The sequence below is a fragment of the Streptomyces sp. NPDC019890 genome, assembly GCF_044903445.1.
Lineage (GTDB): Bacteria > Actinomycetota > Actinomycetes > Streptomycetales > Streptomycetaceae > Streptomyces.
The window spans coordinates 410,747-435,095 of the sequence record NZ_JBJDQK010000003.1; the positions used below are offsets into that span (position 1 = coordinate 410,747).

Here is a 24,349-nt window from a genome sequence, read left to right on the forward strand (position 1 = left end):
CAGTCGCTCAGTCCCTCAGTCGCTCAGTCGCTGGAAGCGGGCTCGGCGGCGCGCCTCCGGCGGCCTCGCGCCCAGTGGACGACGCCCGTGAGGAGCGCCAGAAGGCCGACGGCGAACCCGCCCACCGACCAGGCGACGAGCGAGGTGTTGGAGTCATCGGTGGCGGCATCGGCCGCCGTGACGGGCACACCGGGGGTGCCGGATCCGTTCGCGGGCGCGGAAGGTGCCGCCGCGCCCGCTCCGCCCGGCGTGCCCGCTCCGCCCGCCGGGCTCCCGGTGCCGGCGCCCGTACCTCCGCCCGAAACATCCGGCGGTACGGGCTGCTCCGATTGCCCCGGCGCCTTCGCGCCCGGGGCCTTGACCGCGACCCGCGTACCGTCCTGATACGCGTCCTTCGCGGTGAACCGAAGGGACCCCGTGAAGTCCCGCAGACTCCTCAGGTCGAAAGCGCCCTTGAGGCAGCTGACCGTAAAGGTGTAGGTGCCGCGCAGAGTGGTGAAGCCTGCCGTGCTGGCGTAGTCCCGCATCGTGTACGTCAGCGGAATCGTCAGGCCGCCGCCCGGCGCTTTCGGATAGGTGGCGAGCGGGGCGTTGCCGACGACGATCTGGCCCCCGCGGGGGAATCCGGCGCCGGTCACGCGGGCGATGACATTGGAGGTCTTCGCCGGGCAGGGCGCGGCGGCGCGCAGGGTGATGGGCTGGGTGTCGCTCCCCCGCGCCGGGCTGACCGCGAGCCTGTCGGCCTCCGCCGACTGTCCGCCGGCCTGGGCCGCCTGCGCGTCGGTCGGTGCGCCCGCCACGACCGTTCCGGCGGTCAGCAGGATCGCCGCCAGCCCTACGGCCTGCTTCGACCGGCCGACGACGCGACCCTGGTCCGGGGCGCCCGGGCCCGCCCCGCGCCGCCGACGTCTGCGGACAAGCAGCAGCGTCAACGCTCCCGTGGCGACCAGTAGCAGGGACAGCAGCGCCCACGGCACGGCCCAGAAGTTTTCGGTACGCGTGACGCGCGGCAGCACGCGGTGCTTGATGTCACCGCGCACGGGCTTGGGGTCGACCCTGACCGTGGTGGTGTCGCGCACGGCCGGGAGGACGCCCGTGGCCGAGGCCGTGATCTTCACGGCGGCGCCGGGCAGCAGCTCGGTGATGTCACGAGGGTTCGCCACCTTCGCACCGCCGCCGAACAGATCGCGCACGCCCACCGCTTGGCGGGCCGCCAGCCGGACGTTCCCGGTGTTGCGGACGGTGTACGTGACTGTCGCGGAGCCGGTGCCGAAGGGATTGGCCGTGCCGTGGTAGGTCGTGTGCAGGTCCTCGACGGTGAGCCGGGGGGCCAGTTCACCGGCCACGCGCAGATAGATCCGCGCCCCGACGCGCTGGTCGACGGCGACCTTGCTGCCCTTCTTGTCGCTGTGTACCGCCGACAGCGACGCGACGATGCCGCCGGTGTGGTCCCCGGGGGTCACATTCCGCGGAACGGCCAGGGTGAAGGGCACGACGACGTGGGACCGGCCGGGCACGCTCAGGAGGTTCTTGCCCAGCTTCACCCAGGAGCCCACGTCGGTCGACTTGTGGTCCGCCGCGAACAGGTCGAAGCCCCCGTCGGCGGTGGTGAAGGCGTCGCCGGCGTACACCCGCAGGGTGAGCGGCTCCTTGCCGTAGTTGAAGACGGCGATGTGGTCCTTGACGGCGGCGCCCGGGGTCGCCCCGTACGAGAAGTTTGGCCGCGCGTCCGGCTTCTTCGCGGCCGACGGCTGGACACCGAAGGTCGTACGCCCCTGTCCGCCGTCGCCCGGCCGGGTGGCCGGAACCGTGGCGGCGGCCGACGCGGCTCCGGCTGCGGCCGGGAGGACGGCGAGGAGGCAGGCGGCCAGGACGGCGGCCGTGCGGCGGGCTGAGGTCGTGATCATGTCGGGTCGTCCGATCGGGCGCGGGACGGGCGGAGCGGGATGGTGTGGGGGTGGGAGGAGCGGGGGGTGAGGGAGGAGCGGGGGGCGGAGGTCGGGACGGGCATCGCTGCCCGTCCCGACCGGGGCGGCTGCTTGGGGAAGTGGGGGCCGCCCCGCGAACATCCGACCGGGTCAGATGGCCGTCAGGGTGAGCGTTGCGGTGTAGGTGCCGGCGACGGTCGACGTCGGCGCGTTGAGGGCCAGGTCCGCCCCGACGTGGGCGGTGCCCAGGCCGGTTCCGTTGGCGAGGGAACGGGAGGACTTGAGTCCGGCCGTGCCCGCGTCGGCGGGGGCGACGCCATTGGCCGCGGCGACGGCCCCACCGGCGGTGACGGTCTGGGACGCGCCCTTGTCGATCACCTTCGGCGTCCAGCCGAGGTTCTGACCGTTGATCTGGTGCGTACCGCCGTCGGAGAAGTCGGTCAGCTGGCCGCTGACGGACCAGCCGGGGTTGCCGGCCCGGGTGTCGGTGAGCGTGACCGGGTTGATCGCGCCGGTGGTGGCCAGCAGGTCACCGTTGGCGTTCAGCTGCGGGGACGGCAGGGTGACATGCGGGTTGTCGACGCTGATGACCAGCGCACCCGACTGGACGGTCGTGGTGATGTCCTGCGAGGCGGTGACACCGGCGAAGGCGCCGATCACGTACGGGACGGCGCCGGAGTCCGAGCCGAGGTACGCGGCCGGGTTCGTCGGGACGAAGACCGCCGAGAAGGAGTGGTCACCGGCAGCCAGGCTGCTGGTGGTGTAGGCGGCCTGACCCGCGGCGACCGGCACCGTGGCCAGCGTGGTGGTGGTGCCGCCCACGGTGTCCTGGAACTTCACGGAACCGGCCGCCGAGGCGGGCGCCACCGTGGCCGTCATGCTGACCGGGCTGTACTGTGCCGCGGTGCCGGCCGGCGATACGGCCAGCGCGGTGGTCGTCGCGGTCGCCGCAGCGGCGTTGACCGTGTACGAAACCGCGGCGGACGTGGACGGGTTGTAGGAGGTGCCGCTCGGCGTGAAGGCGGCCGTCAGCGAGTGGTTGCCCGTGCTCAGGCTGCTCGTGGTGAGCTGCGCCTGGCCGCCGGACACGGTCACCGGGTTGCCCAGCGCCGCGCCGTTGTCGCGGAACTGCACCGAGCCGGCCGCGCCGGCGGGGCCGACGGTCGCGGTCAGGGTCACGGGCGTGCCCGCGGTGGCCGGGCTGGCCGGGGACACCGCGAGGGAGGTGGTGGTGTCGGTCTTCACGGCGGGATCGGTGTTCTGGTACGCCGTGTTGGAGGTGAACCAGACCGCGCCGGGGAAGTCGCCGAGGCTGGTGCCGTTGAAGGCCGTACGGCAGGTGACGAGGAAGCTGTACTTGCCCGTCAGGTTGGTGAAGCCGGCCGTGTTGGCGTAGTCACGCATCGTCTGGGACAGCGGGATGACGAGCCCGCCGTCCGCGGTCGATCCGTAGGTGTCGATCGGCGAGTTGCCGACCACGTTCTGGCCGCCGGCCGGGAAGCCCGAACCGGTCACCGAGACGATGATGTTGGTGGCGTTGGCCGGGCAGGCGCCCGACGTGGTCAGCGTCATGCTGGAGGTGTCGGAGCCGGTGGCCGGAGTGACCACCGCGGTGCCGATGTCGGCGGCGTGCGCCGAGGGGGCCAGGATCAGGCCGCCGGCCAGCGCGGCGACCAGGCTCGCGAGACCGCCCGCCAGGGTCCGCGAGAGCTTGTTCTTCCACACAGTCGTGCTCTCCTTCTCGGAAGGATTCGAAAGTGACGAAAGCGAAGTCAGGCATGGGGGGTTGAGGTGCTTGAGGTGCTGTGGTGCGAGGTCAGGAGGCAGCCTCAGGGGGTCTGCTTGCTGGTGTCGCCGCAGTTCGCGTTGGTCGCGAAGCCGTAGGTGTTGATCAGGCCCGACTGCTGGCAGACGAGGGAGTTCGAGCCGACGAAGACGGTGCTGTAGGGCGCGGTCCCGATCTTGCTGGTCGGGATGACGTTGTAGACGTCGCGCTTCACGGCAAAGCTGCTGTTGAGTGTGTTCGGCGAGAGGTTGTCGATGGTGCCCAGGATCGCCCGGCCGCGGAGGTCGGCGATGGTCTGCGAACTCTGGGCGTTGTACTGCGCGATGGAGAACGGGGTGATCGACTTGTCGTCGAGGACACGGCCGTCGTGCTCCTCGACGGGCGCGCCGCCCTTGGTGTCCTTGATGCAGGGATAGACGCCCGCGACCACGTCGGCGTCGGTGATGCCCATCGTGGACTCCCAGAAGCTGCGCGTACCGGAGCCGGCCTGCGGCAGGTACACGGTGAGGCTGAAGTTGGGAGCGGTTCCCACGTAGTTGGGGTCGCAGTGGTAGATGGCCTTGAGGTCGGCCAGGGCGAGCTTGCGCGGCACGGTGCTGGTGGGCGTGATCGCATAGCTCACCGCATCCACGGCGAACGGGACGTAGGTCAGGCCGGGGTTCGCGGCGCCCAGGTTGAGGCTGGAGGAGCGCGCGAAGTCCAGACAGCCGTTGCCCGCCTGCAGCGAGTTCAGCAGGGCAGTGCGGCCCGCGCCGGAACCGTTCGGGCGGTTGATGGTGCAGCCCGGGGTGGTCGCGGGGTCCTTCGTGGTGACCTGCGCCGAGCCGACGGCGTCGTACGAGCCGATGACCTTGGTGCCGTTGATGGTGATGACGTTGGCGAGGCCGTTCATCACGCCCTGCGTGGTGTCGGAGCCCACGCCGGAGAGCTGGCGGTAGGGCGGCGGCCCGGAGGGGTCGGCGACGGCCTGGCTGGCGCAGACGGTGCCGGTGAGGAGACCGGTGATGCCGACGGCGGCGACGGCTATCTTTCTCTTGTTCACGTGCGTTACCTCTCGGATAGGCTTTCGCCGGGTGGTGCCCGGCGCGATGTTCAGACAGTTCGTTGGCGCGGACCTGTCGCTGGTTCGGGTTCGGGCATCACCTCCCTTCGGCGCCCGGCTTCTTGGCCTGTCGCCAGGCCGACAGGCCTGCCGACAGCCGCGGCACCACCCTCGGCAGGAGAGGGCCGCCGACCGCGGCGGCGAGCCCGACGATGAGGGCGATCAGCAGGGCGTAGCGCACGGCGCCGAGTGCCCAGGCCGGAGTGCGGAGGATCGGGCCGTCGGAGGCGGCGGCTGTCGCCGCGGACGGTGAACCGGACGGCTTTGTGGTCGCGGACGGGGACGACCCGGCCGCGCCGGCCGCGCTCGACTGCCCGCCTGCCGACCTGCCTCCGGTGCTTGCGTCACCGCCGCTGCCTGCCGTGCCGCCGCCGGACGAGCCCGAGCCCGCGGTGGAGCTGCCAAGGTCATCGCCGGGGCCGGGAGTTGACGGCGAGGTGCCCGCCCGGGACGCGATGGCGTCGGCGGCGGCGAGGGTCTGTGCGCGCACGGTCTTGGGCAGCGGCGCGTACCCCTCCGGGAGGGTTCCGGCCGCCACACCCGGCCGCTGTCCGTTGCCCGCCGCGTACTTCAGGAGGGCCGCGTAGTCCTGGCCCTCCTTCTTGGTCAGCTGTTCGGGCACGGTGGCGGCGTAGCTGAGGAGGGTGAGCGGGTAGGCGTTCCTGTCGGTGGTGGCCGGGTTCGGGCTCACCACCCCGGTGACGCCACTGGGCTTCATCGCCGCCTGGCCGGCGAGCAGACCGACCGTGTCCGGGCCCACGAAGTGGCCCGCGGCGTTCTGGAGTTTCGCCGTCACCAGCCCGTAGCGGCTCGCCGTCGCCGTGTCGGTCACGGCCAGGACCGCCCGCCGTCCCATGGGCTGCGGAGGGTTCTTCTTGTAGCCGGGCGGCGTGGTGGTGTTGTCCCAGCTTGCCCGGGCCAGCGTGTCACCACGGGCGGCGGCGCGGGCGGCCGCGTGCATGTCGGAGGCGTACGGATGCTTGTCCTGGATGCACAGGGGGTGGTCCTGGTGGTCCTCGAACTGCTGGCAGTACGGGTCGCTCTTCGGGAAGTCGTTCAGCGGCAGCTTGAGGTTCTTGTAGTGCGGGTTGATCTTCATGCCCGAGAAGGCCGCGTCGCCGTACCGTCCCTTGTTGTCGGCGGTGCCGCTCAGGAACTCCCGGGCGGCCGGGTCCTTCTCCACCCAGTTCCACAGCTGCCAGGCCGCGTCGGAGAGCGCCTCGGGTACGAGCGCGTCGCCCAGGCTGCCGCCGAAGTCCAGGTCCTTGTAGGCGGGGTTGAACTTCCGGAACTCCGGGTCGCGGGCGAGGTTGAACGGGTTGTCGGCGGTGCTCGGCGCGAAGCGTGAATTTCCGTCCTGGTACGACTCGGTGAGCAGCTTGGCGACCAGCCTCGGGGTGAGGTTGAGCCCGCTCAGCCGTGCTCCGTCGCGCGCTGTGACCGCGTCGGGCGCGTTGAAGCCGGCCTGGCTCTCGATGAAGAAGCCGATGGTCAGCCCGGACAGTGCCAGGGGTGCGTAGACAGGACGCAGGCCGGCCGGCACCTGGCCGCCGGTGGCCGGGCGGCCCAGAAAGACCAGTCCGGGCTTGCCGGAGACCAGCTTGGCGCGGGCGGTGTCGTCGGTCACCTGTGCGTAGCCGTAGATCGTCCTGCTCGCGGACTGGCACAGGGCCGGCTGCCAGCGGGCGATGGCCTCGGCGACGATCTCGTCGCCGAGCGTGCTCCGCTCGTCGGCGCCGAGCGGGCAGAAGCGGCCCATCGGTTCGAAGCGCAGCGGCACGACGAGACGGTGCTTCCAGTTGCTCGCGGTGAGCGGTGAGGACTGCAGGAGCCCGCTCGGCTGGGAGCGGTACGAGCTGCCGTCCACCTCACTCTCGCCGCGCGGCACGATGACCAGCCAGCAGGGCCGGCCGGCGGTCGCGTTCGAGGCCCCGGCCGGCACCTCGCCGCAGCCCAGGCCGGGTGCCTCCACTGCCGTCTGGGCCTCGAAGTACACCTCGCCCCTGCCGTCGGGACCGCTGCGGGCGTAGGGGGCTTCGTTCGTGGTGTTCACGTCGTAGAACTCGTTCCAGTTCCCCTTCGTGATCACATCGCCGGTCGCCGACTTGAACGGGACGTACGAGATGCCGCTGCCGGTCGCCGGCGGAAGCTGCTGGTCGGGGTCCTTCAGTGCGCCGTAGGTCAGCTGCCGGGTGTTGGTGTACGCGCCGGCGGCCTGGCTGCCCGAGCCGGCCCCGAGCGCGGACGAGCCGCCGAACTGGCACTGCTCGGGGTCGGGTCCGCCGGCCCTGTCCCCCCAGCACTGCATGACCTGGAGGTAGTTGGCCGCATAGGTGGTGTCCGAGACCGTGGGGGCGCCGCCCTTCCAGGAGATCTTCACCACCTGGTTGACCAGGTTCCGGGTCTGGCTGACGGTCACCTTCAGGTCCGCGTAGGGACCTCGCCCGGAGACGGTCACCGCGGACCCGGCGCCGGAGCTGCTCCGGTCGGCGGCGTCGGCCGGACCGGGAGCTGTCGCCAGGACGACAGCGACGATCAGCGTCAGAAGGACGAGCGCGACAGCGGACGTGGTCCGGACGAACCGGCGGAGTGCGGCGATCATGACCTGCCCCGCTTCAGCCGTCTGTTGAGCAGCGGGGGCCCGACCGTGAGCACCAGGAGCATCACTCCCGCCACGGCCATCAGCGCGCTCCGCATGCCCCCGCTGATGCTGCGGGCGGTCGTGACGGGCATGGCGAACGCGTCACCGCTGCCGCCTCCGGCCGCGGCGCCGCTGTCCCCGATGACCTGTCCGGTGTCCGGGTCGATCGTGGCCCCGCCGGGGCCACCGGTGGCGCCACCGCTGCCGGTGCCGGACGTCGTCCCGCCCGTACCCTTGCCGCCCGCCCCGGAGGCCGACCCGCCGGAGCCGGTGCTGCCGCTGCCCGTGGCCCCCTGGGCGGACCCGGACGAACCGCCCGAGGAGCCGGAGCCGTTGACGTTGGTCGGGGTTTTCGCGCCGCCCGTGCCGGTGTTGCACTGCGCCCCGCCCTTCTTGTCGCAGGCGGGCGGGTACGGGGCGGTCTTGGCCAGGGTGTTGCTGCCGTCGCTGGAGAAGGTGGGGTTGTGACAGTCCTTGATGTTGATCTTCTCGACGTCGACCCCGGGAATCCTGCGGACCTGCTTCAGACCGGCCTGCACGAGGTTGACCGGCAGCGGCGAGTAGCCGAGATTGTCCACGTGCTGCTGCCCCTGGCAGAGGAAGTAGTACGCGAAGGCACCGAGGGTCTTGCCCTTCTGGGCGTTGAAGTTCGACTCCAGCGCCGTCGGGATGACCATGTAGCTGTAGCTGGAGAGCGGATAGGCGCGCGGGTCCCGGTCGTTGTAGACGTCGTCGAGGATCTGCGTCAGATAGCCCGGCGACGAGCTGTTCTCGTTGATCCGCGCCTTGGTGAGGGCCACGGCCACGTTCTTCGCGGTCGGTTCGCTGTAGTACCCGGCCGCGTTGAGCACCTTGGCCACCGGGAATCCGGTCGTGTACACCGCGTACGAGTACTCGACGTAGGTGATCGTGCCGACGTTGCCGCCCTGGGCGACATAGCCGGACACGCCGTTGGAGCCCGACTGGCCGACGAAGCCGCTGCCCGGTACGAGCGGGTAGTTGGACGTCGCGCCGCACGGAGTGGTGCGGCCCGCCCGGCGGCAGTAGGCGTCCCACATCGAGCCGTACTGCTTGCTCATCCAGGTGGTGAACTGCGCGGTGGTGCCCGAGCCGTCGGAGCGGACCACCGGGACGACCCGGCGGGCGGGCAGCGCCGAGGCGAGCGCCGGGTTGTCGGCCTTGATCGCCGGGTCGTTCCAGGTCTTGATCTGCCCGGTGAAGATCTTGGCGATGACCTCTCCGGACAGCCGGAGGTTGGTCACCCGCCGGTTGCCGATCGTGAGGTTGTACATGAACGAGGTACCGCCGGCCACGATCGGCATATACGCGTATTTGCGGGACGGCGGCGGGTCGACGACGCCCGAGTCCTTGATGCCGTACGGGATCTCGGAGACGCCGTAGTCCACGGTGCCGTTGCGGAACTGGTTACGGCCGTCGGAGGACCCGGTGCCGTTGTAGTTCACCGTCATGCCGTACTGCTTGACGTTGGCCCGCCACTGGTCGAGGGCGTTCTGGCTCCAGGTGGATCCGGCACCCGAGATCGGGACGTACGTCGCGGCAGCGGCGGGCTCGGCACCCGGCAGCGCGGCGCCGAACAGGAGGGCGGCCAAGAGGGCGAAGGCGGTCACGACTCTCAGGCGGAAGCGTGCGGACGTTGCCGGAGGCGATCCGGGCATGGCTGGTGACTCCTGGTCGGTGTCGTCGGTACAGGGCGGTGCGGAATCCGCGGGGGCGGGGTGGGAGCCGTGCGGGCTCGACGGGTCTCAGCCGGAGGGGCGGCCGGGGGCACCGGACGGGGCGCCCGGCTCGGGGCCGGACCCTGGGTCCGGCGCGACATCCGGCCCGGCGGCCGGCCTGGCGTCCGGCGCGGCGTACGGCACCGCGTCCGGTGCGGAGTCCGGTGCGGAGTCCGGTGCGGCGTTCGGGAAGCCCCCGGACACCACGGCCGTTTCCGGCCCGAGCCGTGCGCGCCTGCTCATGCGCTCCACGTCGCGGCGCGAGGCAACCACGCGCCGGTGCTGCTGGTTGCGGGTCAGCTCACCGGGACCGCGTCCGCCGACCACCCGGGCCACGATGAACAGCAGCAGTACGAGAGCCATCAGCAGGGCCGCGGAGCCGAACCCGCGGGCGATCAGGCTGGGCTGGGGAGATCCCACCAACTGGAAGGTCGCCAGCGGCAGCGAGACCTGTGGACCACTGAGCGCGTTGGTGTTCAGGTCGGCCGTGAAGCCGGAGGTGAGCAGCACCGGCGAGGTTTCGCCGATCCCCCGCGCCGTGCCCAGGATCACCGCGGTGGTGAGCCCTGAGCGTGCGGTGGGCAGCACCACGGTCCAGACCGTGCGCCACTGGCTCGCGCCCAGCGCGTAGGACGCCTCGCGCAGCGAGCCCGGCACCAGCCGGATGACCACGTCGGAGGCGCGGATGATGATGGGCAGCATCATCACGCTGAGCGCCAGGGCAGCGGCGGACCCGGACTTGTCGACGCCGAGGATGAGGATCACCGTCGCGTAGATGAACAGGCCGGCCACGATCGACGGCAGCGCCGTCATCGCCTCGACGATGGTCCGTACGAACCGGGCGTACCGGCCCGGCACTTCGTTGAGGAACACCGCGCACGCCAGCCCGAGCGGCACAGTGATCGCCAGCGAGATGGCGATCTGCTCCAGGGTGCCGACGATCGCGTGCACGACGCCGCCGTCGGTGAGCGGCTGCAGCGGACCGGTGCGCGACATGTCCTCGGTGAAGAAGTTGAGGTGCACCAGAGCGGACTTGCCGCGCCACAGGGTGTACACGACCACCAGGACCAGCGCCGCGAGCAGCAGCGTGGCGAGGCTCTGCCACAGCACCGCCGCGACCTTGTCCCGTACCGCCACGCTGTTCTCGTCGAAGGAGACGAGTACGGCGTAGACGCCGAGGGAGAGCACGTAGGCGACGACCGCGAAGCCCAGGATCGAGTCGAACGGAGCGATCCAGGTGAACAGGAGCACCGTCAGGGCGAGGGACCCGACGGCGGCGCCCGCCAGGGCGAGCACATCCGACCCGTGCACCGAAGAGGTGTTGCGGCGGACTTCCGGGGACTCGTCCCGTCCTTCGGTGGCCGGCCGCACGGTCCCTGCCGGCCGTTTGTCCAGGAGGTCGGTCATCTCAGGCCTCCGTCCCGCTGCCCGAGCGGCTGCGGGCCGCGATCGAGGACGCGATGAAGTTCACGACAAGGGTCATCAGGAACAGAGCGAGTCCCGCGGCCATCAGGGCCGACATCCCGAAGGCGCTCGCGGATCCGTAGCGCAGTGCGATCAGCGCCGAGACCGAGTTGGCGCCGTTCTGGAGGATGTGCGGCTGTACGGCGAAGACCGGCGAGATGATCATGTAGACGGCGATCGTCTCGCCCAGCGCCCGGCCGAGCCCGAGCATGGTGCCGCCGATCACGCCGCCCCAGCCGAACGGCAGCACGACCGCGCGGATCATTCCCCACCGGGTCGCCCCGAGCGCGAACGCGCCCTCGCGCTCTCCCGGAGGCGCCTGGGAGAACGTCTCCCGCATCACGGAGCAGGCGATCGGCGTGACCATGAGCGCCACGACGATGCCCGCGATGAAGGTGGAGGACGTGTAGACGGTCGTCGTCTCCAGCGGGTCGTGCGGATCGCTCCCGTCGACCTTGAAGACCGGGATCCAGGAGAGGTACGTCGCGATCCAGCGGGAGAGCCCCACCACATGCCCCTGCAGGAAGAAGGCGCCCCACAGCCCGTACACCACACTCGGCACCGCGGCCATGAGGTCCACGAGCGAGACGAACGTCCGCTTCAGCCGCCGCGGCGCGTACTCCGAGATGTACAGCGCGGTGCCGAGCGCAAGTGGCACCGCGATGCTGATCGCCACGAGGCCGATGAGCACGGTGCCGGTGAGCACCGCGGCGATCCCGAAGCGGTGGGCATCCGGCTCCCACGCGGACGTGGTGAGGAACGAGCCCTTGGCGACATCGAGGGCCTGAGACGCACGGTAGGTGAGGAAGACACCGACCAGCAGCATGATGGCCAGCACAACGGCCCCGCTCCCGCGCGCCGCCCCACGAAAGAGGCGGTCCGCCGGCTCACCCCTGCCGCGCAGCGCACGCGGCGCGTCCACGGGGTCCGGGCCCGACTCGGACGGACGTCCGAGCCCAGGTACGGCAACTGTCATCACGCACTCGTCCCGGCGCCGATACCGGTCGCGACCGTGCCGCCGGCCGTACGCGAAAAGGTGTGACCTTCGCCGTCCGGCCCTTCACGCGTGGACCTGGACCGCGCGGGACCGCGCAGCGGCAGCCCGCGCGGCCGGGGCCGGTTCGGCATCCCCTCGGTCAGCTGGGCCACCGGGACCGCGGCCAGGAACTGGCTGAAGTTGTACTGGCACTCGCGATGGCGCTGGTAGGCCCGCCCGGCGACGGCGACAGCCCGCCCCTCCAGTTCGAGTCGCCATGTCCAACTGCCCGTCATGTCCGACATGGTGAGGAACCCGCGGGCGTCCGCGATCTGCTCCCGGAGCCGACTCACCGCGGCCTGACACGTCGGGAGGCTGCCGAACGCCTCAGCACTGCGACCCAGTTCACGGTTGTTCGCCCCGACCAGACGCCACCCGACCGGTTTCTCCCCTTCTTCCGGTCTCTGTGGTGATACTCGTACTGCGTACAAGAACCGCGGCCGAACCATCGAAACCACCCACCCCTCCGTCTTCCGCCTCTGCGCTTTTCGCCACTGGCCGAAAGACCGCCCCAACCGCCCCTGACAGTGGCGGGTTGTGTAGGGCCTGTGTGCACAGCGAGGTGAAGGCCGAACGGAGGGAAGGTGAATGGGAAGCTCCGATGAACCCAAGGTAATCGTGATCAAGATTCTGGTGACGCTGTGCGGTTCCGGCGAGTGCTGGGGCGCCTGAGCCGGTAGGAGCCCTCGGGACTGCGCTCATGTCGCCACGGCGTCGCCACGCCGGTCGCCCGGCGGATCGAACAGGCCGGACATGGCTCCGCCTCGCCGCGTGAAAACGGGCGAGGCGGAGGTGCCCTGGGCTTGGCCCGGTCCTTACGGCGACCGGTCGGGGCGCCGTACGGACCGGGCCGTGCCGAGGTGGGTCAGACCGCGGGCATCAGAACCTTGGTGGCTCCCTCCTCCTTGTTGTGCCGGTCGGCCCAGTTGGTGAGGGCCGTACTGCACGCGTGATCGACATGGCGCAGCTCGAGCAGGTCGAGCTCGATGTGCCGGTCCTTCGGCAGTCCCTCGAGGGTGTCGAGGATCCGGGGCAGCCGGAGGAAGGTCGCGTTGCCCGAGACGACCACGCGGAGGGGCTTGCTCCGGTCGGCGCCTTCGTCGACCTGCACCTGGACGTGCGACGTCTCCCACGCCGACTTGGCGACGGCGAGCAGCAGTCCGGCCAGCACGCCCTCGAACATGTTGGTCGCGACGATGGCGACCGCGGTCGCCACCAGGATCAGGGCCTCCCCGCGGTGCTCGCGCCACAGCGGCCCGAGTTCCTTCAGCGGGATGAGCTTCCAGCCGGAGAAGACCAGGATGCCGGCGAGCGCGGCGACCGGGATGAGACCGAGCGCGGCCGGTACGAGCGCCGCGAAGAGCAGCAGCCATACGCCGTGCAGCACCCGTGACGCCTTGGTCTGGGCACCCGCCTGCACATTGGCCGCGCTGCGCACGATGACCGCGGTCATCGGCAGCGCCCCGAGGGCTCCGCAGACGGCGTTGCCCGCGCCCTGGGCCATCAGCTCCTTGTCGTAGTCGGTGCCGGGGCCGGTGTGCAGCCGGTCGACGGCGGCGGCGCTGAACAGGCTCTCCGCAGACGCGATGAGCGTGATGGCGACGACCGTGCCCATCGCCCCGACCACTCCGGCGTCCGCGATCCTGCCGAGGTCGTCGGCGGACGGTGGCCGGATCGCGCCCAGCAGCCCCTGTACCTCGACCCGCTTCACGGACAGCCCGAACAGGGCCACTACGGAGGTGGTCAGTGCCACGGCGGCCAGCGGTGCGGGGACCAGCCGGACCTTCGGCGGCAGATGCTTCCAGAGGGCCATCATCGCGACGGTGACCGCGCCGAGACCGAAGGCGGTCAGCGCCTCGGGCGAGCCGGCCGTACGGATGAGCAGCGCGGGCAGACCCATGAGGTTGGCGGGGCCCGAGCCGGGCGCCTTAGCGTCGGCCATGGCGTAGAGCTGGCCGGCGATCAGTACGAGACCGATCCCGGCGAGCATCCCTTCCACCACGGCGATGGAGATGGCGCGGAACCAGCGGCCGAGGCGCAGCGCGCCCATGACCAGCTGGAGCACGCCCGCCGTGAGGACGAAGACGCCCAGGGCACCGAGTCCGAATTCGTTGACGGCTTCGAGGACGAGGACGGTCAGCCCCGCGGCGGGTCCGCTGACCTGGAGGCTGCTCCCGGGGAGCAGTCCGGTGACGAGCCCGCCGACGATGCCGGTGACCAGGCCGAGTTCGGCCGGGACGCCGGAGGCGACGGCCACGCCCACGCAGAGCGGCAGGGCGACGAGGAAGACGACGACGGACGCGGTGAGATCGGTTCGCAGCGTCGAGGCGGAGGGTCGCTCCGCGCGCTGCGCCGCCGCCCGGCGGTGGCGTCCGCGGTTCCCGCGTTCGCGGGCGTCGGATTCGCGGGCGTCGGATTCGCGGGCATCGCGTTCGCGGGCGTCGGGTTCGCGCGCGTCGCGTTCGCGGGTGTCGGCGGCGCTCACAGCGGAAGGAACGCGTCGTCGTGCGGCCGGTGGGCAAGCACGGAGCCGGTGTCTATCTCGTAGAACCAGCCGTGCAGCATCAGCCGTCCTTCCGCGGCCCGGCGGGCGACGCATGGGTAGTCGCGCAACCGCCCGAGCTGGCGCAGCACATGGTGCTGGACGGCCTCGGCGATGGCCGGGGACGAGTCGGTGAAGAGGGGTGGAGGTGACGTACTTTCCAGCCAGCCGCGGACTGCGGGGACGGCGGAGAGGTCCTCGCCGCGCACTATCGCACCGACGGCACCGCAGTGGGAGTGGCCGCAGACGACGATGTCGGCGACGCCGAGCACTTCGACGGCGTACTCGATGGTGGCCGCCTCGCTCGAGTGACGGTCGGGGTCGTGTTCGGGGATGATGCTGCCCGCCGTGCGGAGTTCGAAGAGCTCGCCGGGGCGGGCTCCGGTGATCAGCGAGGGGATCACCCGCGAGTCGGAGCAGGTGATGAACAGTGCTTGCGGGGACTGACCGTCCGCGAGGCGGCCGAACTCGTCGGCGCGGGCGGCGGCCCGTTCCCGGAAGGCGCGGGCATTCTTCATGAGAATGTGCATGGGGGTGTTCCTCCAGCGCGCCCAGGGCGCGCGGTGGTGAGTCGTCATGTCGAATCGCAGGTACGGAGTGGGGGAAACCGTGCGGGCGACGAAACGATCAGAGGCGGAACACCTGCAGAACGGGGAGCCGTGCTGCGGGAGGTTGTCCGGGTGGACCGAGGGGTGAGGCCCCATGGGTCGGGGGGCGGCGGAGCACCCGGGAGGCGGTGGAGCTGTCCTCACGCGCTGTGGCCGATGAGGGGCGATTGCCTGTGGGCGGGGCGTGGGCGGTCGGCAGGCTGCCCGGCCGACCGCCGTTGCGGGAGGGGGGCGGCTTGTCCAGAGGATTGGGGTCGTCCCAGGACACGTCGACGGGTGAGACGCCTAAGCCGGGATCGTTGGGCGAGTTGGGCTTTCCGGGCGGGTCCCATGCGCCGGTCGACTCGGGGTCACCGGACGGCTCGGGGTCACCCGGTGACTCGGGTTCGTCCGGTGACTCGGGTGAGGAGTCGGCCTCCCGGGAAGCCCCTCCGGCACCCAACTCCACTCCCCCGGCGGCAGATACGGCCGACTGGCAGAGCAGAAGGACCGTGAGCACCAGGGAGCACAGTGCGGCGAGTGCGTCCGGTGCTGCGGTACGCCTTGTCACGGTCCCTCCCCGACTTCGTCCTTGGCTTCATCTCAGCGATTGGTCCAACTGGTCAGTAACACCAGTCTCATCAGTCACTGTGACAGCACGACGGCGCAAAAGTCAGCGATTCGTTAAACATTCGTGAGCGTCACACCACTTGACAGCAGACACATACCGACGCTACCCGGGGTCACCCCAGTTGAGGCGCTGTTCGCGTCCGGCAGGACCCGATGCCGCCCTATTCCTCGATCGCCCCGCCCACTTCTCGCAGATGCTCGCGGAAGCTCAGGGAAGGCGTCTGCCGGCGCCGGGCGAGGTAGGTGTCGAACTGCACCTGACTGCGCAGCGAGACACCCGCACGGATCTGTTCTGCCTGTCGCCGCTCGGTGTCGCGGATCGACTCCGCAAGCGTGAAGATGTCCGCGGCGCGGGCGGTCGGCACAAAGAGCACGCCATCGTCGTCGCCCAGGACGACGTCCTCACGGCTCACGGTCCAGTCGCCCACGCGGGCGGATTCCAACGCAACGTCGGGACGGGCGTCCAGGCTCAGCGGGCCGGTGGGGATCGCTCCAAGGCTGAAGACCGGCAGACCGATTGCCCGAATGTCGGCCGTGTCCCGGTGCAGGCCCCAGATCACGATTCCCGCCAGACCGGCAGCCTGAGCCTCCAGAACGACGAGATCGCCGACGCACGCTTCATCGAGTCGTCCGCCGTTGTCGACCACCAGCACGTCGCCGGGCGCGCCCCCTTCGAACGCCTCCAGGAAAATGTCGACGCTGCCGACATGCCGGGCAGTGGACACACGGCCGGCCAGGCGGCTCCCGGGCACCACGGCGTGCACAGCCGCAGGCGCACAACGCACCGGGATGCGAGCGCGAATGCATGCGTCCGCCAGATGGGCGGTCGTCAGGGTCTCGAACCGCCGCCGAAGCTCTTGAGGATCCATGGTGTCCTTCCTCTCACACTTCGGCCCTCACCCTTCAGTCCTCGCCCTCCAAGTCGCCTTCCGTCTCCAGGAAGACCTGGCGCAGGGCCGCGAGGGTTTCCGGGTCCGGCTTTGCCCACATGCCGCGCGACTCGGCCTCCAGCAACCGCTCCGCGATACCGTGCAGGGCCCAGGGGTTGGCCTCCTGGAGGAATGCGCGGTTCGTCGGGTCCAGGACGTATGTCTGGGTGAGCTTGTCGTACATCCAGTCGGCGACCACGCCCGTCGTCGCGTCGTAGCCGAACAAGTAGTCCACTGTCGCGGCGAGTTCGAAGGCGCCCTTGTAGCCGTGGCGGCGCATCGCCTCGATCCACTTGGGGTTGACCACGCGGGCGCGGAAGACGCGGGAGGTCTCCTCGACCAGGGTGCGGGTGCGGACCGTTTCCGGGCGGGTGGAGTCGCCGATGTAGGCCTCGGGGGCCGTGCCGCGCAGAGCGCGGACCGTGGCGATCATGCCGCCGTGGTACTGGAAGTAGTCGTCCGAGTCCGCGATGTCGTGTTCGCGGGTGTCGGTGTTCTTCGCCGCGACCGTGATGCGCTTGTACGCCGTCTCCATCTCGGCGCGGGCGGGGCGGCCGTCGAGCTCACGGCCGTACGCGTAGCCGCCCCAGACCGAGTAGACCTCGGCGAGGTCGGCGTCGGTGCGCCAGTCGCGGGAGTCGATCAGCTGGAGCAGCCCCGCGCCGTACGTGCCCGGGCGGGAGCCGAAGATACGGGTCGTGGCGCGGCGTTCGTCGCCGTGGGACGCCAGGTCCGCCTGCGTGTGGGCCCGTACGAAGTTCATGTCGCCGGGCTCGTCCAGCGAGGCGGCGAGGCGCACCGCGTCGTCCAGCAGGGCGATCGTGTGCGGGAACGCGTCCCGGAAGAAGCCCGAGATGCGCAGCGTCACGTCGATACGGGGCCGGCCCAACTCCGCCGCCGGGATCGGCTCCAGGCCCGTGACGCGGCGCGATGCCTCGTCCCAGACCGGGCGGATGCCCAGCAGCGCCAGCGCCTCCGCGACATCGTCGCCGCTCGTGCGCATCGCGCTCGTACCCCAGAGGGAGAGACCGACGGAGGGCGGCCAGTCGCCGTTGTCCGTGCGGTAGCGCTGGAGCAGGGAGTCGGCCAGGGCCTGCCCCGTCTCCCAGGCCAGCCGGGACGGGACCGCCTTCGGGTCCACCGAGTAGAAGTTGCGGCCCGTCGGGAGGACGTTGACCAGGCCGCGCAGCGGGGAGCCGGAGGGGCCGGCCGGCACAAAGCCGCCGTTCAGCGCGTGAACCGTGTGGTCCAGCTCGGCCCTGGTGGCGGACAGGCGGGGGACGACCTCCCGAGCGGCGAAGTCCAGGATCGCGGTGACCTCCGCCCCGTACTCGGTGGGCACTGCCTCGGGGTTCCACCCGGCGTCGTCCATTGCCTGGACCAGGGCGCGGGCCTTTTCCTCCGCCTCGTCCGCCGTCGTACGCGTGGCCGCCGACTCGTCCAGGCCCAGCGCCTCCCGCAGCCCCCGCAGCGACGCCGTGCCGCCCCAGATCTGCCGGGCCCGCAGGATGGCCAGGACGAGGTTGACGCGGTCCGCTCCCGAAGGGGCGTTGCCCAGTACATGGAGTCCGTCGCGGATCTGCGCGTCCTTGACCTCGCACAACCAGCCGTCGACATGGAGCAGGAAGTCGTCGAAGCCGTCGTCGTCCGGGCGGTCCTCCAGGCCCAGATCGTGGTCGAGTTTGGCGGCCTGGATGAGGGTCCAGATCTGGGCACGGATCGCCGGGAGCTTCGACGGGTCCATGGAGGAGATCTGGGCGTATTCGTCCAGGAGTTGTTCCAGGCGCGCGATGTCGCCGTAGCTCTCGGCACGGGCCATCGGCGGTACGAGGTGGTCGACGAGGGTGGCATGGACGCGCCGCTTGGCCTGGGTGCCCTCGCCCGGGTCGTTGACCAGGAAGGGGTAGATCAACGGGAGGTCGCCGAGCGCGGCGTCGGGGCCACAGGCGGCGGACAGGCCCGCGTTCTTGCCGGGCAGCCACTCCAGGTTGCCGTGCTTGCCCAGGTGGATCATGGCGTCGGCGCCGAAGCCGCCGTCGGACTGCGTGGCCGCGATCCAGCGGTAGGCGGCCAAGTAGTGGTGCGAGGGCGGCAGATCGGGATCGTGGTAGATCGCGATCGGGTTCTCGCCGAAGCCGCGGGGCGGCTGGATGAGGATGAGGAGGTTCCCGCGGCGCAGGGCCGCGAGGACTATGTCGCCCTCCGGATTGCGGCTGCGGTCCAGGAACATCTCGCCGGGCGGCGGGCCCCAGTGTTCCTCAACCGACGAGCGCAGTTCCTGAGGCAGCGTGGTGTACCAGCGCTTGTAGTCGGCCGCCGGGATACGGACCGGGTTGCGCGCCAGCTGCTCCTCGGTGAGCCAGTCCTGGTCGTGGCCGCCCGCCTCGATGAGGGCGTAAATGAGCTCGTCGCCGTCGCCCGACGCAAGGCCGGGGACCTCCTGAGTACCGAAGTCGTAGCCCTCCGACCGCAGCCGGCGCAGCAGGGCGACCGCGGAGGCGGGGGTGTCCAGGCCGACCGCGTTGCCGATACGGGAGTGCTTGGTGGGATACGCGGAGAGCACGAGCGCGACACGCTTCTCGGCGGCCGGGATATGGCGAAGACGCGCGTGGCGTACGGCGATTCCGGCCACCCGGGCGGCCCGCTCGGGGTCGGCGACATACGCCGGAAGACCGTCCTCGTCGATCTCCTTGAACGAGAACGGGACGGTGATCAGACGGCCGTCGAACTCCGGCACCGCGATCTGGCTCGCCGCGTCCAGCGGCGACACGCCCTCGTCGTTCTCCTCCCAGGTGCTGCGCGAGCCGGTCAGGCACAGGGCCTGGAGGATCGGTACGTCCAGACCGCTCAGCGCGCCCGCGTCCCAGGACTCGTCGTCGCCGCCCGCGGATGCCTCGGCCGGGCGGGTGCCGCCCGCGGCGAGGACCGTCGTGACAATCGCGTCGGCAGCGCCCAGCGCGTCGATCAGCTCGGCTTCGGGGGCGCGCAGGGACGCGACGAACAGCGGCAGGGGCCGCCCGCCCGCGTCCTCGATCGCACCGCACAGGTCATCCACGAAGGCGGTGTTGCCGCTCATGTGGTGGGCCCGGTAGTAGAGCACTGCGACCGTCGGGCCGCTCACCTCGCGCGCCGTGCGCTCCAGCGGGCCCCAGGTGGGCGCGGGGGCCGGCGGCTCGAAGCCGTGGCCGGTGAGCAGCACCGTGTCGGAGAGGAAGCGGGCCAGCTGCTCCAGGTTGGCGGGGCCGCCGTGAGCAAGGTAGGCGTGTGCCTCGGCGGCGATGCCGACCGGGACCGTGGACGCCTCCATCAGCTGGGCGTCCGGGGCCTGTTCGCCGGTGAGTACGACGACCGGCAGCCCGGCGGCCAGCAGCTGGTCGAGTCCGTCCTGCCAGGCCCGTACGCCGCCGAGGAGACGTACGACGACGAGCTTCACGCCGTCCAGCAGGGCGGGCAGCCCGGCGAGGTCCAGCCGGGTCGGATTGGCGAGGCGGTACTCGACCGGGCCCCCTGCCGCGCGAGCGCTGAGCAGGTCGGTGTCGGAGGTCGACAGCAGCAGAAGCATGCGTGCGGAGGCCTTCCTCGGGGTGTCCGCGCCCCGGGCGGTGTGGACGGCAGGAGTTCCTGGCTCACCCGGTGTGGACCGGGCTCACAGTGGCGGGACCGCGCCGGATTCGCACCGGGCTTCCTCCATGTCGCCGTCGCAGGCGATGACGGGCCGGGTGGCCCGTCGATGAGCATAGTAAGGCTCGGGCAGTAAGGCCCGAGCCGCAGGTGGAGGGCGTACGGGCGGTGAGCGGGCGGTCGGTATGCTCGCCGCCATGCCGACGGCCCCTGGCCCCCGCACGACCGGGGCGACGTCCCCCCTGCGGGATCGCGATGACGCATGCCCCGGCGCGTTGCGGCTGCACACGGCTGACGACGGGGCACTCGCCCGGGTACGGATACCGGCCGGGGTGCTCACCGCGCGGCAGGCGCTGGCCCTGGCGGATGCCGCGCAGCGCCTGGGAGACGGGTCTCTGCACCTCACGTCCCGCGGCAATGTGCAGCTGCGGAGGCTCGCGGCGGGGTGTGGCGGGGAGCTGGCGGATCTGCTCGGTGCGGCGGGGCTGTTGCCCTCGCCCCGGCACGAGCGGGTGCGGAACATCGTCGCCTCCCCTCTCTCCGGTCTCGACGGGCTCGGCCGTGCCGATGTGCAGCCCTGGGCACGGGAATTGGACCGGCTGCTGTGCGCGAGCGAGGCGGCACTCGGGCTGTCGGGACGCTTTCTGTTCGCGTGTGACGACGGGCGCGGGGACGTGGCCGCGCTGGGCGCGGATGTGACGATCGTCGCGGCCGGCGATGCGGATGCGCTGCTGCGGCTGGGAGCGGACGATGCTGCACTGCCGGTACGCGCCCAGGATGCGCCGCGTGCCGCGCTGCTCGCCGCCGAGGTCTTTCTGGACGCCGCCGGCTCCCGCACCTGGCGGGTGGGTGAACTGCCCACCGGTACGGCGGAGTTGACCCGGAACGTGGCAGCGCGGCTGGCCGCGGAAGGGGTCCGTGGCCGGCTGTCCGCCGTTGCCCCGGCCGCCGGGTCCGCGCCCGCTCCCGGCGTCGTCACGGGGCCGGGCGGGCGCACCTCGCTCTCGGTCGTGGCTCCCCTGGGGCGGCTCACCGGCGCACAGTGGCGGCTGCTGGCTGCCGTCGCCGAGCGCGACGGCCGCGGTGAGTTGCGTCTCACTCCCTGGCGCGGCGTGGTCCTGCCCGGGTGCGACGGCCCCGTCGCCGACCTCGCTTCCGCCGGGCTCATCACCTCCCCGGACTCCCCCTGGCTCGGCGTCGGCGCCTGCATCGGACGGCCCGGCTGTGCCAGGTCCCTCGCCGACGTACGCGCCGACGCGGCGGCGGCACTCGGCCCGGACTCCTCCGGGCTGCCCGTCCACTGGTCCGGGTGCGAGCGCCGTTGCGGCCATCCGCACGGTGACCGGGTCGACGTCGTGGCCACCGCCCACGGCTACGACGTCTGCGTACGCGGCGAGCGCCGGCACACCGGCGTCACCGCACCCTCAGAACTCGCCGCCACCGTGGCGGCTGCGCGCACGACCGCCGTGACGCGTTGACGAAATGAGCGAGAGCACAGTGTTCGACTACGAGAAGGACGGCGCGGCGATCTACCGCCAGTCCTTTGCCACCATCCGCGCGGAGGCGGACCTCACGGGGCTGCCCGCCGACGTCAGCCAGGTCGCGGTCCGGATGATCCACGCCTGCGGCATGGTCGACCTGGTACGCGACCTTTCGTTCACGCCGGACGTCGTGGCCTCGGCCCGTCGGGCGCTGCGGGCCGGTGCGCCCATCCTGTGCGATGTCGCCATGGTGGCCAGCGGGGTGACCCGCAAGCGGCTGCCTGCGGACAACGACGTCGTGTGCACGCTGTCCGACCCGTCGGTCCCCGACCTCGCCGCGAAGCTCGGCACCACCCGCAGCGCCGCGGCCCTGGAGCTGTGGCGCGATCGCATGGAGGGGGCGGTGGTGGCCGTCGGCAACGCCCCGACCGCTCTCTTCCGGCTGCTGGAGATGATCGAGGAGGGCGCTCCCCGCCCGGCCGCGGTCATCGGTGTGCCGGTCGGCTTCATCGGCGCGGCCGAGTCCAAGGACGCACTCGCCGAACACCCCTCGGGCCTGGAGCACTTGGTGGTACGCGGCCGCCGTGGCGGCAGCGCCATCGCCGCGGCCGCGATCAACGCGATAGCGAGCGAGGCGGAATGAGCACCCAGCAGACCGGTCGGCTGTACGGGGTCGGGCTCGGGCCCGGCGATCCGTCCCTGATGACCCTGCGTGCCGTGGAGGTCATCGCCGAGGCGGATGTGGTCGCGTACCACAGCGCCCGGCACGGCCGTTCCATCGCGCGTTCCATCGCCGCGAAGCACCTGCGGGCCGACCATGTCGAAGAGCCGCTGGTCTACCCCGTCACCACGGAGACCACCGACCATCCCGGCGGCTACCGGGGCGCGATGGAGGACTTCTACACCGAGGCCGCTGCCCGGCTGGCCGTGCATCTCGACGCGGGCCGCACGGTCGCCGTGCTCGCCGAGGGCGACCCGCTCTTCTACGGCTCGTACATGCACATGCACAAGCGGCTGGCCGACCGCTATCCGACGGAGGTGATCCCCGGAGTCACCTCGGTGAGCGCCGCGGCCGCCCGGCTCGGCACACCGCTGGCCGAGGGCGAGGAGGTGCTGACGATCCTGCCCGGCACCCTGCCGGAGGAGGAGCTGACCGCGCGGCTCGCCTCGACGGACTCGGCGGTGGTGATGAAGCTGGGCCGTACGTTCACCAAGGTGCGCCGGGCGATCGAGGGCTCCGGGCGACTGGCCGAGGCGCGCTATGTCGAGCGGGCCACGATGGCCGGGGAGCGTACGGGCGAACTGGCCGACGTGGACCCGGAGTCGGTGCCGTACTTCTCGGTGGCGGTGCTGCCGAGCCGTATCGACGCTCCCACGGAGGTACGGGAGCGGGGCGAGGTCGTCGTGGTCGGCACCGGGCCGGCGGGTCCGCTGTGGCTGACCCCCGAGACACGGGGCGCGCTGGCCGCGGCCGACGATCTCGTCGGCTACACCACGTATCTGGACCGGGTGCCGGCGCGCCCCGGCCAGCTTCGGCACGGCTCCGACAACCGGGTCGAGTCCGAGCGTGCCGAGTTCGCGCTCGACCTCGCGCGGCGCGGGCGGCGGGTGGCTGTCGTGTCCGGCGGCGACCCGGGCGTCTTCGCCATGGCGACCGCCGTACTGGAGGCTGCCGGACAGGACGCGTACAAGGACGTGCCGGTGCGAGTGCTGCCGGGGGTGACGGCCGCGAACGCGGCTGCCGCCCGCGCGGGTGCGCCGCTCGGCCACGACTACGCGACCATCTCGCTCTCCGACCGGCTCAAGCCGTGGGAGGTCATCGCGGAACGGCTGCGCGCGGCCGCCGCGGCCGATCTGGTGCTCGCCCTCTACAACCCCGGGTCGCGGAGCCGGACCTGGCAGGTCGGCAAGGCGCGCGACCTGCTCCTTGAGCACCGGGCGGCGGACACGCCCGTGGTGCTGGGCCGGGACGTCGGCGGGGCACAGGAGAGCGTACGCATCGTGCGGCTCGCCGAACTCGATCCGGCCGAGGTCGACATGCGCACCATCCTGATCATCGGCTCGTCGCAGACGCAGACGGTACGGCGCGGGGACGGCGAGCAGATCGTCTGGACGCCGCGGCGCTATCCGGAGAGCGGGAGCTGAGCCAGCCAGCCGGCCGCCTCGTCGGGGGTGGCCGCCACCGGGACGCCGGGCGGGACCGGGGGCCGCTGCACGACCACCACCGGAAGTCCGGCCTCCCGGGCGGCAGTGAGCTTGGGGGCGGTGGCTGCCCCTCCGCTGTCCTTGGTGACCACGACATCGATGCGATGGCGGGCCAGCAGCTCGCGTTCGCCGTCGAGGGTGAAGGGGCCACGGTCGAGCAGCACCTCCATGCGGGGCGGGTGCGGGGGTTCGGGGGCGTCCACGGACCGTACGAGGAACCACGGCTCGGCGAGGTCCGCGAAGGCGGCGAGACCCATCCTTCCGGTGGTGAGGAAGACCCGCTGCCCGAGGCCCGGGAGCAACTCGGCGGCTTCTTGAAGTGACGCGGCCGGGCGCCAGTCGTCGCCCTCGGCTGCGACCCAGCCGGGGCGGCGCAGGGCGAGCAGGGGAACATGGGTCCCGGCGGCGGCAGCGGCCGCATGGAAACTGATCGTCCCGGCGAAAGGGTGGGTGGCGTCGATGAGGGCGTCCACGTCGTGCGCGCGCAGCCACTGGGCGAGGCCCTCGGCGCCGCCGAAGCCGCCGATACGGACCTCGCGGGCGGGCAGCCTCGGCTGCGCCACCCGCCCGGCGAGCGAGGAGGTCACGCGTACCCTCCCGGGCAGGATCTCGGCGAGCCGCCGTGCCTCCGTCGTGCCTCCGAGGATCAGTACGTGCATCG

16 protein-coding genes and 1 riboswitch are annotated in these 24,349 nt (G+C 71.6%); of the genes, 3 read left to right on the top strand and 13 right to left on the bottom strand.

Going from position 1 to position 24,349, the window contains the following annotated elements; all coding sequences use genetic code 11:
• Nucleotides 1–23 precede the first annotated feature (23 nt).
• The 12 genes from ACI2LP_RS10275 to cobN form a co-directional block, all read right to left on the bottom strand.
• Complete coding sequence (locus ACI2LP_RS10275; RefSeq protein WP_404724071.1) at nucleotides 24–1,907, bottom strand: hypothetical protein; 1,884 nt, start codon at nucleotides 1,905–1,907, stop codon at nucleotides 24–26.
• Between the two features lie 171 nt (nucleotides 1,908–2,078).
• The gene (locus tag ACI2LP_RS10280) at nucleotides 2,079–3,653 is read right to left on the bottom strand and encodes an Ig-like domain repeat protein (RefSeq protein ID WP_404724072.1); all 1,575 of its coding nucleotides are present in this window, start codon (nucleotides 3,651–3,653) and stop codon (nucleotides 2,079–2,081) included.
• 104 nt (nucleotides 3,654–3,757) lie between these two features.
• Nucleotides 3,758–4,756: a hypothetical protein gene (locus ACI2LP_RS10285; protein ID WP_404724073.1), complete on the bottom strand. Its 999-nt coding sequence runs from the start codon at nucleotides 4,754–4,756 to the stop codon at nucleotides 3,758–3,760.
• A 97-nt stretch (nucleotides 4,757–4,853) separates the two neighbouring features.
• On the bottom strand, nucleotides 4,854–7,418 hold the full coding sequence (locus tag ACI2LP_RS10290) for a hypothetical protein (RefSeq protein WP_404724074.1): 2,565 nt from the start codon (nucleotides 7,416–7,418) through the stop codon (nucleotides 4,854–4,856).
• Nucleotides 7,415–9,133 carry a phosphate ABC transporter substrate-binding protein PstS gene (pstS, locus tag ACI2LP_RS10295; RefSeq protein WP_404724075.1) on the bottom strand — a complete coding sequence of 573 codons (1,719 nt, stop codon included), beginning with the start codon at nucleotides 9,131–9,133 and terminating at the stop codon, nucleotides 7,415–7,417. Before pstS ends, ACI2LP_RS10290 begins: the two co-directional genes overlap by 4 nt.
• Nucleotides 9,134–9,220: 87 nt before the next feature.
• Nucleotides 9,221–10,600 carry a phosphate ABC transporter permease PstA gene (gene pstA, locus ACI2LP_RS10300; protein ID WP_404724076.1) on the bottom strand — a complete coding sequence of 460 codons (1,380 nt, stop codon included), beginning with the start codon at nucleotides 10,598–10,600 and terminating at the stop codon, nucleotides 9,221–9,223.
• A gap of 1 nt (nucleotide 10,601) precedes the next feature.
• A complete protein-coding gene (pstC, locus tag ACI2LP_RS10305) occupies nucleotides 10,602–11,633 on the bottom strand; it encodes a phosphate ABC transporter permease subunit PstC (RefSeq protein ID WP_404724077.1) in 1,032 nt (343 codons plus the stop codon).
• The gene (locus ACI2LP_RS10310) at nucleotides 11,633–11,986 is read right to left on the bottom strand and encodes a hypothetical protein (protein ID WP_404724078.1); all 354 of its coding nucleotides are present in this window, start codon (nucleotides 11,984–11,986) and stop codon (nucleotides 11,633–11,635) included. Before ACI2LP_RS10310 ends, pstC begins: the two co-directional genes overlap by 1 nt.
• Nucleotides 11,987–12,558: 572 nt before the next feature.
• Nucleotides 12,559–14,013, bottom strand: a complete 1,455-nt coding sequence (locus tag ACI2LP_RS10315; RefSeq protein ID WP_404724439.1) for a SulP family inorganic anion transporter — start codon at nucleotides 14,011–14,013, stop codon at nucleotides 12,559–12,561.
• A gap of 161 nt (nucleotides 14,014–14,174) precedes the next feature.
• Nucleotides 14,175–14,765, bottom strand: a complete 591-nt coding sequence (locus ACI2LP_RS10320; RefSeq protein WP_404724079.1) for a carbonic anhydrase — start codon at nucleotides 14,763–14,765, stop codon at nucleotides 14,175–14,177.
• Nucleotides 14,766–15,613: 848 nt separating this feature from the next.
• Nucleotides 15,614–16,321 (bottom strand): RraA family protein, encoded by a 708-nt coding sequence (locus ACI2LP_RS10325; protein WP_404724080.1) that lies wholly within the window; start codon nucleotides 16,319–16,321, stop codon nucleotides 15,614–15,616.
• Between the two features lie 34 nt (nucleotides 16,322–16,355).
• Nucleotides 16,356–19,943 (bottom strand): cobaltochelatase subunit CobN, encoded by a 3,588-nt coding sequence (gene cobN / locus ACI2LP_RS10330; protein ID WP_404724081.1) that lies wholly within the window; start codon nucleotides 19,941–19,943, stop codon nucleotides 16,356–16,358.
• Nucleotides 19,944–19,996: 53 nt separating this feature from the next.
• Nucleotides 19,997–20,089: riboswitch (cobalamin riboswitch) on the bottom strand.
• A gap of 110 nt (nucleotides 20,090–20,199) precedes the next feature.
• Here cobN and cobG point away from each other — a divergent pair.
• From cobG to ACI2LP_RS10345, 3 genes are read left to right on the top strand one after another with little or no spacing between them, the layout of a single operon-like run.
• Nucleotides 20,200–21,480 carry a precorrin-3B synthase gene (gene cobG / locus ACI2LP_RS10335; protein ID WP_404724082.1) on the top strand — a complete coding sequence of 427 codons (1,281 nt, stop codon included), beginning with the start codon at nucleotides 20,200–20,202 and terminating at the stop codon, nucleotides 21,478–21,480.
• A 19-nt stretch (nucleotides 21,481–21,499) separates the two neighbouring features.
• Nucleotides 21,500–22,126 carry a precorrin-8X methylmutase gene (locus tag ACI2LP_RS10340; RefSeq protein ID WP_404724440.1) on the top strand — a complete coding sequence of 209 codons (627 nt, stop codon included), beginning with the start codon at nucleotides 21,500–21,502 and terminating at the stop codon, nucleotides 22,124–22,126.
• On the top strand, nucleotides 22,123–23,628 hold the full coding sequence (locus ACI2LP_RS10345) for a precorrin-2 C(20)-methyltransferase (protein ID WP_404724083.1): 1,506 nt from the start codon (nucleotides 22,123–22,125) through the stop codon (nucleotides 23,626–23,628). Before ACI2LP_RS10340 ends, ACI2LP_RS10345 begins: the two co-directional genes overlap by 4 nt.
• Here the strand turns inward: ACI2LP_RS10345 and ACI2LP_RS10350 are convergent.
• Complete coding sequence (locus ACI2LP_RS10350) at nucleotides 23,607–24,347, bottom strand: cobalt-precorrin-6A reductase (RefSeq protein ID WP_404724084.1); 741 nt, start codon at nucleotides 24,345–24,347, stop codon at nucleotides 23,607–23,609. The genes ACI2LP_RS10345 and ACI2LP_RS10350 overlap by 22 nt on opposite strands.
• Between the last annotated feature and the right edge of the window lie 2 nt (nucleotides 24,348–24,349).